This window comes from Bacillus sp. J14TS2, assembly GCF_018333015.1.
Taxonomy (GTDB): Bacteria; Bacillota; Bacilli; order Bacillales; family Bacillaceae_C; genus Lederbergia.
The window spans coordinates 1-6,551 of sequence record NZ_BORE01000037.1; the positions used below are offsets into that span (position 1 = coordinate 1).

Sequence of the window (6,551 nt, forward strand, 5' to 3'; positions counted from 1 at the left end):
AGCGTGGTGAATGAACATAGAGTTCACTGTTAGTTGCTACTTACTAAACCATTTTTTGGAAATTCACGGTGGTAGGTGTATTTCCTATACTTAAAAATGGGAAAAAAAGTATTTGACATAGTACGCTTAACAATAAAAAAACCTAGAGAAAACTCTAGGTCCGTTTGTTACATATATAATTTATTGCTCCGATTGAAGCACATTAGGAGGTTGGACATGTAAAGTTCCTTCGAGTACAACTTGCTCCTCTTCATTCATGACCTTTACCTGTACAGTAAGCATATGCCTATCCTTATCCACATCCACGATTTCAAATAAAAATTCAATCGTTTCGTAGTGATAAACAGGTTTTAGAAATTCAAGATTCTGACTTAAAATATGAGCTCCTGGTCCAGGCAAATATTTAGAGATCGCAGAGGTGATCATCCCTGTTAGCATAATCGTTGGCACAATTGGCTTTTTAAATTCTGTTTGAGAAGCGTAGTCATGTTGAATAAAAAGCGGATTGGCATCATTTGTTAAGCCAAGATATAACAACAAATCCTTATCTTCCATCTTTTCTGTTAATACAAGTTTTTCACCAACCGATATTTCCTCTAGGTTCCGTCCAAGTTTTCGATTTTTCCCTAAGAACAATTTATGCACCTCCAATGAATTGAGAATATGGTCCTAACATAGACCGGCATAGAATGAGCGCTGCTGGAAATTAGCTAATTATGTAGATTGCCCTTCAAAGAAAGCTGTCCTTTTCATGAAAATACATGATAGATAGGACAGCCCTTATGATCTTGCTGAAATAACTTATACTAGAATGCTTATCGAGTAAATTGGCGAACGAGCCCTCTAGCTTTTAACTTTGCAGCCATTCATCTAAATGCAAGCGCCTTCGCCTTTATTCAGATAAATTGCCGGAAGGTCTTCGTTGCATAAAGTCTTACTCTATTGTAACACCTTCATTACTTCACGAACAGAAGATGCGGAGGTTTCCAACGCTTTTTTCTCATCTTCCTTTAAATCTAGTTCAATCACTTTTTCAATTCCATCTTTCCCAAGGATTGTTGGAACGCCTAGATAAATCCCATCAAAATCATATTCGCCTTCCAAATAAGCAATTGCCGGGAGGACACGACGTTGATCCTTTACAATTGCTTCAACCATTTCAACCAATGAGGCGGCAGGTGCGTAGTAAGCACTTCCATTTCCTAGTAGATTGACAATTTCTCCGCCACCCTTTCTCGTCCGTTCTACAATAGCATCAAGCCGATCTTTAGGGAGTAGCGTTTCAAGAGGGATCCCACCAGCATAAGAATAGCGAACAAGCGGTACCATATCGTCCCCATGTCCTCCAAGGACAAATCCTGTAACATCCTTCACAGATACATTTAATTCTTGGGCAATGAATGTCCGGAATCGTGCTGTATCCAATACACCTGACTGTCCAATCACACGATTCTTTGGAAATCCAGATGCTTGAAAAACAGTATACGTCATGGCATCTACAGGGTTGGTTAAAACAATAATATGACAATTAGGAGAGTATTTGACGATTTCACTTGTGACACTCTTCATGACCTTTTGATTTGTTTGTACAAGATCATCTCGGCTCATACCTGGTTTACGCGCAACCCCTGCCGTAATCACCACGACGTCAGAATCCTTTGTATCTTCATAATTTGATGTTCCAATAATATTGGCATCAAATCCTTGAACAGGGCTAGCTTCTAGCATATCTAACGCCTTCCCCTTTGTCGGCTTTTCCATTTGTGGGATATCGACTAGCACCACATCCCCCAGCTCTTTCTGTGCTAATAAAAAAGCTGTTGTGGCTCCTGTAAAACCACTACCGATTACAGATATCTTTGTACGTCTCAGTGTCATATCCAAATCCCCTTCTTTCATAATTAGTATATAACCACAGCTAGAAAAGAATACTTGAAAGCGAGCGCCACGCAGGGTGCGGGTCGCTCGCCAAGACTGCAAACTGTCTTACATTTGTTCAATAAGAGCTGTTGCAAATTCCGAAGTCTTTACTTCTGTTGCCCCATCCATAAGACGAGCAAAGTCATAAGTAACAACTTTCGATGCAATTGTTTTTTCTACTGATTTAGTAATCAAATCAGCTGCTTCATTCCAGCCTAGATGTTCTAGCATTAATACACCAGAAAGCAATACAGATGATGGATTTACTTTATCCAAGCCTGCATATTTAGGAGCTGTACCATGTGTTGCTTCAAAAATGGCATGTCCAGTTTCATAGTTAATGTTTGCACCAGGTGCAATACCAATTCCACCTACTTGCGCAGCAAGCGCATCAGAAACATAATCTCCGTTAAGGTTCATGGTTGCGACAACATCAAATTCTTTCGGACGAGTTAGAATTTGTTGTAGGAAAATATCCGCAATGGAATCTTTAATGATAATTTTCCCGGCTGCTTCTGCATCAGCTTGTGCTTTATTCGCCGCATCAGTACCTTGTTCTTCCTTAATCTGGTCATACTGATTCCAAGTAAATACTTGATCACCGAATTCTCTTTCAGCAAGCTCATAGCCCCAATTCTTAAAAGCACCTTCCGTAAATTTCATAATGTTTCCTTTATGAACAAGCGTAACTGATTTACGTCCTTCATTGATTGCATAATTAATCGCGGAACGTACTAAACGCTCAGTTCCTTCAACTGAAACTGGTTTAATACCAATTCCTGAAGTTTCTGGAAAGCGAATTTTGTTTACGCCCATTTCATTTTGAAGGAAATCGATTAGCTTCTTCACTTCATCTGTTCCCTCTTTATACTCAATTCCTGCATAAATATCTTCAGTATTTTCACGGAAAATGACCATATCACAATCTTCTGGACGCTTAACAGGTGAAGGTACACCTTCGAAATAACGTACAGGACGAAGGCAAACAAACAAATCAAGCTCTTGACGAAGCGCTACGTTCAAAGAACGGAAGCCTCCACCAATTGGTGTTGTTAAAGGTCCTTTAATTGCAATTAAATATTCACGAATGGTTTCAAGTGTTTCATTCGGTAGCCATTCACCAAATTTATTGAATGCTTTTTCTCCTGCATACACTTCTTTCCATTCAATCTTTTTGTTACCAGCATAGGCTTTTTCTACCGCTGCATCTAAGACTCTTTTCGCTGCCGCCCAAATATCTGGTCCCGTTCCATCCCCTTCAATAAAAGGTATAACTGGATGATCTGGTGTATGTAGAACACCGTTTTCAACTGTAATTTTTTCTGCCATTTAAGTTCCCTCCATTATGTTTTCGAATGTTTATTCTACCAGATATTAAAAGAATTCTCTAGATCCTTAACGATCTTCAAGTGGTTTGAATGTGCGCATTCCTGGTCCTGTGTATTCTGCACGTGGACGAATCAATCTGTTATTTTCATATTGTTCAAGAATATGGGCAATCCATCCTGATACACGAGATACGGCAAAAATAGGTGTAAATAAATCATGGTCAATTTTAAGACTATGGTAAACAGATGCAGAATAAAAATCCACATTAGGCGGTAAAGGTTTCTTCGATGTCAGTACTTCACGAACTTTCTCAGAAATTTCATACCACTTTGGCTCACCAGTAATTTCAGTTAGCTTGCGAGACATTTCCCGCAAATGCTTCGCACGCGGGTCGCCTTTTTGATATACACGATGACCGAATCCCATGATTTTTTCTTTATTTGCCAATTTGTTTAAAATATATTCTTCAGCCTTATCCACAGACCCTACTTCTGTAAGCATTTTCATAACCTGTTCGTTCGCACCACCATGTAGAGGGCCTTTTAGAGCACCGATAGCGGCTGTAACGCCAGAATACATATCTGACAATGTTGCAACACAAACACGAGCAGTGAAAGTCGAAGCATTTAATTCATGATCTGCATGGAGAATTAAGGCCTTATCCATTGCTTCTACTTCAACATCACTTGGCTCTTTGCCATTTAACATATAAAGGAAGTTTTCAGCAAGGCTATACTCTTTATTAGGTGCAACTGGCTCTTCACCGTTACGGATGCGTGCAAATGCTGCCACAAGTGTAGGCATTTTTGCTTGTAGGCGGATTGCCTTACGGAAGTTCGCCTCTTTCTCCATAACATCTGCTTCATCATCAAATATTCCTAAAGTAGAAACAGCTGTACGAAGTACTGCCATTGGATGCACATTTTCAATTGGGTATGTTTTAAAACTATCAATGATTTCTTGTGGAATTTCCATATTATCAGCTAATTGTTGTTTCAACTCTTCTAATTGCTGTTTATTTGGCAACTCCAAATGCCATAAAAGATAAATGATCTCTTCAAAACTGGCATTTTTCGTCAATTCATCAATATTATAACCAACATATGTAAGAGTGTCATCGATGATTGAACTTACGGAAGATGTAGTTGCTACAATCCCTTCCAATCCACGTGTTGCTGTCATAAAAGTAACATCTCCTTTATTTTTAAACTGATTTTCAGCATACAAAAATAGCAATAGCCTGCCGAAATTCATCAAGAACTTCACAAACTTTGTCAACATATCAATCCCTATTCAATTATAGACTAAAATTCGTTCTTGTCCATTAAAGAGAATATAGATTTTCCGTCCATTTGTTATTATAACTAAAAATTCCTATTTTGGAAATGGAAACGCTTATAGAGAAATCAGCTTATATTTATTTTATGAAGTCAAAAATTTTCATTACCATATAGGCAATACCGGCGCCAATCAGTGGTCCCACGGCTATCCCCTTAAAAACAGCCACTGCAAAAATTGTACCAATTACGAGTGCTGTCGTAATATGAGGATCTGTTGATAAAAGCTGAATACCATATTTGGCAATTATCGCGACGGCCATACCAGCGCCAAGAGCAATCCATGCATACGGAGATTTTACAGCCTCTCCCAGCTCCTTGAAGCCGATTTGGCCACTGGCTATCGGAGCAAGAACGGCAATCGTAATGATGGTGACTCCCCAGTTAATGCCTTTCGTTTGTAAGACAGCAAAAATCTTTTCATCTGTCCCAATTAATCTTAAAATAATAAGTACAGCTGCGGCAAGAATAAGTGAATTATTCTTAGCTATAAAGCCTATTACTAACAACATAATCATAAATATTAATGGGTGACTGAACATATATACCTTCCTTTATTGTTTATATTTAATGTTTCAACTTATTGAATCATGTTATGATAGCTGAAAGAATCCTTTGTTTATTTGAAAATTAAAATATGAGGTGTCCAATGAAACGTGAAAATGTTTTCAAGCTCATTCGTTTTTTTATCGTCATTTTCATTGCCGTTGCATCATTATTTGCACTTTATTTTATTGCTAAGCTAACATACCCTTTTATTATTGCCATTATCATCGCCTTGATCATTAGTCCAGCGGTCTATTTTCTTGAAAAAAAAGGGAGATTCCCTCGAGCCCTCGCGGTAATCACTTCCTTGCTTCTATTAATTTCTATCTTTGCGGGGCTAATTACACTACTAATCGCTGAAATTGTGGATGGTGCTAATTATTTATCTACCGTAGTACCAGAACACACACGAACATTAATTGAATATATTCAAAATTTGTTTGCGAGTCAAATTATTCCTTTTTACGAAAGATTGGCCAATACTTTCGATAATCTAGATAGCGGACAACAAGGAACCATTATGGACAGTATTAGTCAAACCGGGAGCAAAATCACAGAAACTGCCACAAATTTTTTACAAAACTTCTTTTTAAAATTACCAGCTTTGGTCTCGTGGATTCCGAATGCTGCTACAGTCCTTGTTTTTTCCGTTCTCGCTACATTCTTCATTAGTAAAGATCAAGAAAAGCTATTAAATTTGTCGAAAAAAGTCATCCCTGAAAAGATCAAATACAGTAGTAATAGAGTTTTGGCAGATTTAAGGAAAGCGTTGTTCGGATTTGTAAAAGCTCAATGTACCCTTATTTCAATCACTTTGGTTATTGTATTGGTAGGATTGCTGATTTTACGTGTTAAATACGCCATTACAATCGCTTTAATAGCAGGGATTTTTGATATTTTGCCTTATCTCGGTACTGGGACCGTCTTTGTTCCTTGGATTATCTATGAAATTATTATGGGAAATTATGGATTGGCCTTAGGGCTGGGGATCCTATATACCGTTGTTGTTGTACAGAGACAATTAATGGAGCCAAAAATACTATCATCAAGTATCGGGATGAATCCCCTCGCTACCTTAATCGCCTTATTCGTTGGTTTTAAATTAATTGGATTCATTGGGCTCATACTCGGTCCGGTTATGTTAGTATTCCTTACAACTCTATATAAAGCTAATGTGTTTAAAGACATTTGGACTTATATTAAATATGGAGCTGCTGACACAAGAGAATAAAGGTTAGGAGCAGGAGTAAGCTTCAAATACTAGCCAACTTTATATCTTCTTATCATTTGAAAAAGGGGCTGTCGCAGAATGCATAATATGCATTTGATGACAGCTCTTTTTTCTATGTTAGGTTGCTCCTTTTTGAGATTCACTATCTTATTTTTGGTGGTAAAAAGAAATTGTTCGTTTTTTGGCGC

Annotated in this window: 6 protein-coding genes; 1 reads left to right on the forward strand and 5 read right to left on the reverse strand. The window is 37.9% G+C overall.

What is annotated here, in order from left to right; genetic code table 11:
* Positions 1–180: 180 nt before the first annotated feature.
* From KI375_RS26830 to KI375_RS26850, 5 genes are all read right to left on the reverse strand, one after another.
* Positions 181–636, reverse strand: coding sequence for a MaoC/PaaZ C-terminal domain-containing protein (locus tag KI375_RS26830; RefSeq protein ID WP_212976427.1), 456 nt, complete (start codon positions 634–636; stop codon positions 181–183).
* 303 nt (positions 637–939) lie between these two features.
* Positions 940–1,878: a malate dehydrogenase gene (gene mdh, locus KI375_RS26835; RefSeq protein WP_212976428.1), complete on the reverse strand. Its 939-nt coding sequence runs from the start codon at positions 1,876–1,878 to the stop codon at positions 940–942.
* A 108-nt stretch (positions 1,879–1,986) separates the two neighbouring features.
* The gene (gene icd / locus KI375_RS26840; RefSeq protein ID WP_207448299.1) at positions 1,987–3,249 is read right to left on the reverse strand and encodes an NADP-dependent isocitrate dehydrogenase; all 1,263 of its coding nucleotides are present in this window, start codon (positions 3,247–3,249) and stop codon (positions 1,987–1,989) included.
* A 66-nt stretch (positions 3,250–3,315) separates the two neighbouring features.
* A complete protein-coding gene (citZ, locus tag KI375_RS26845; RefSeq protein WP_212976429.1) occupies positions 3,316–4,431 on the reverse strand; it encodes a citrate synthase in 1,116 nt (371 codons plus the stop codon).
* A 235-nt stretch (positions 4,432–4,666) separates the two neighbouring features.
* The gene (locus KI375_RS26850) at positions 4,667–5,128 is read right to left on the reverse strand and encodes a DUF441 domain-containing protein (protein ID WP_212976430.1); all 462 of its coding nucleotides are present in this window, start codon (positions 5,126–5,128) and stop codon (positions 4,667–4,669) included.
* Between the two features lie 107 nt (positions 5,129–5,235).
* On the opposite strand from KI375_RS26850, the gene ytvI reads away from it, so the two are divergent.
* Positions 5,236–6,363 carry a sporulation integral membrane protein YtvI gene (ytvI, locus tag KI375_RS26855; RefSeq protein ID WP_212976431.1) on the forward strand — a complete coding sequence of 376 codons (1,128 nt, stop codon included), beginning with the start codon at positions 5,236–5,238 and terminating at the stop codon, positions 6,361–6,363.
* The last annotated feature ends 188 nt before the right edge of the window (positions 6,364–6,551 follow it).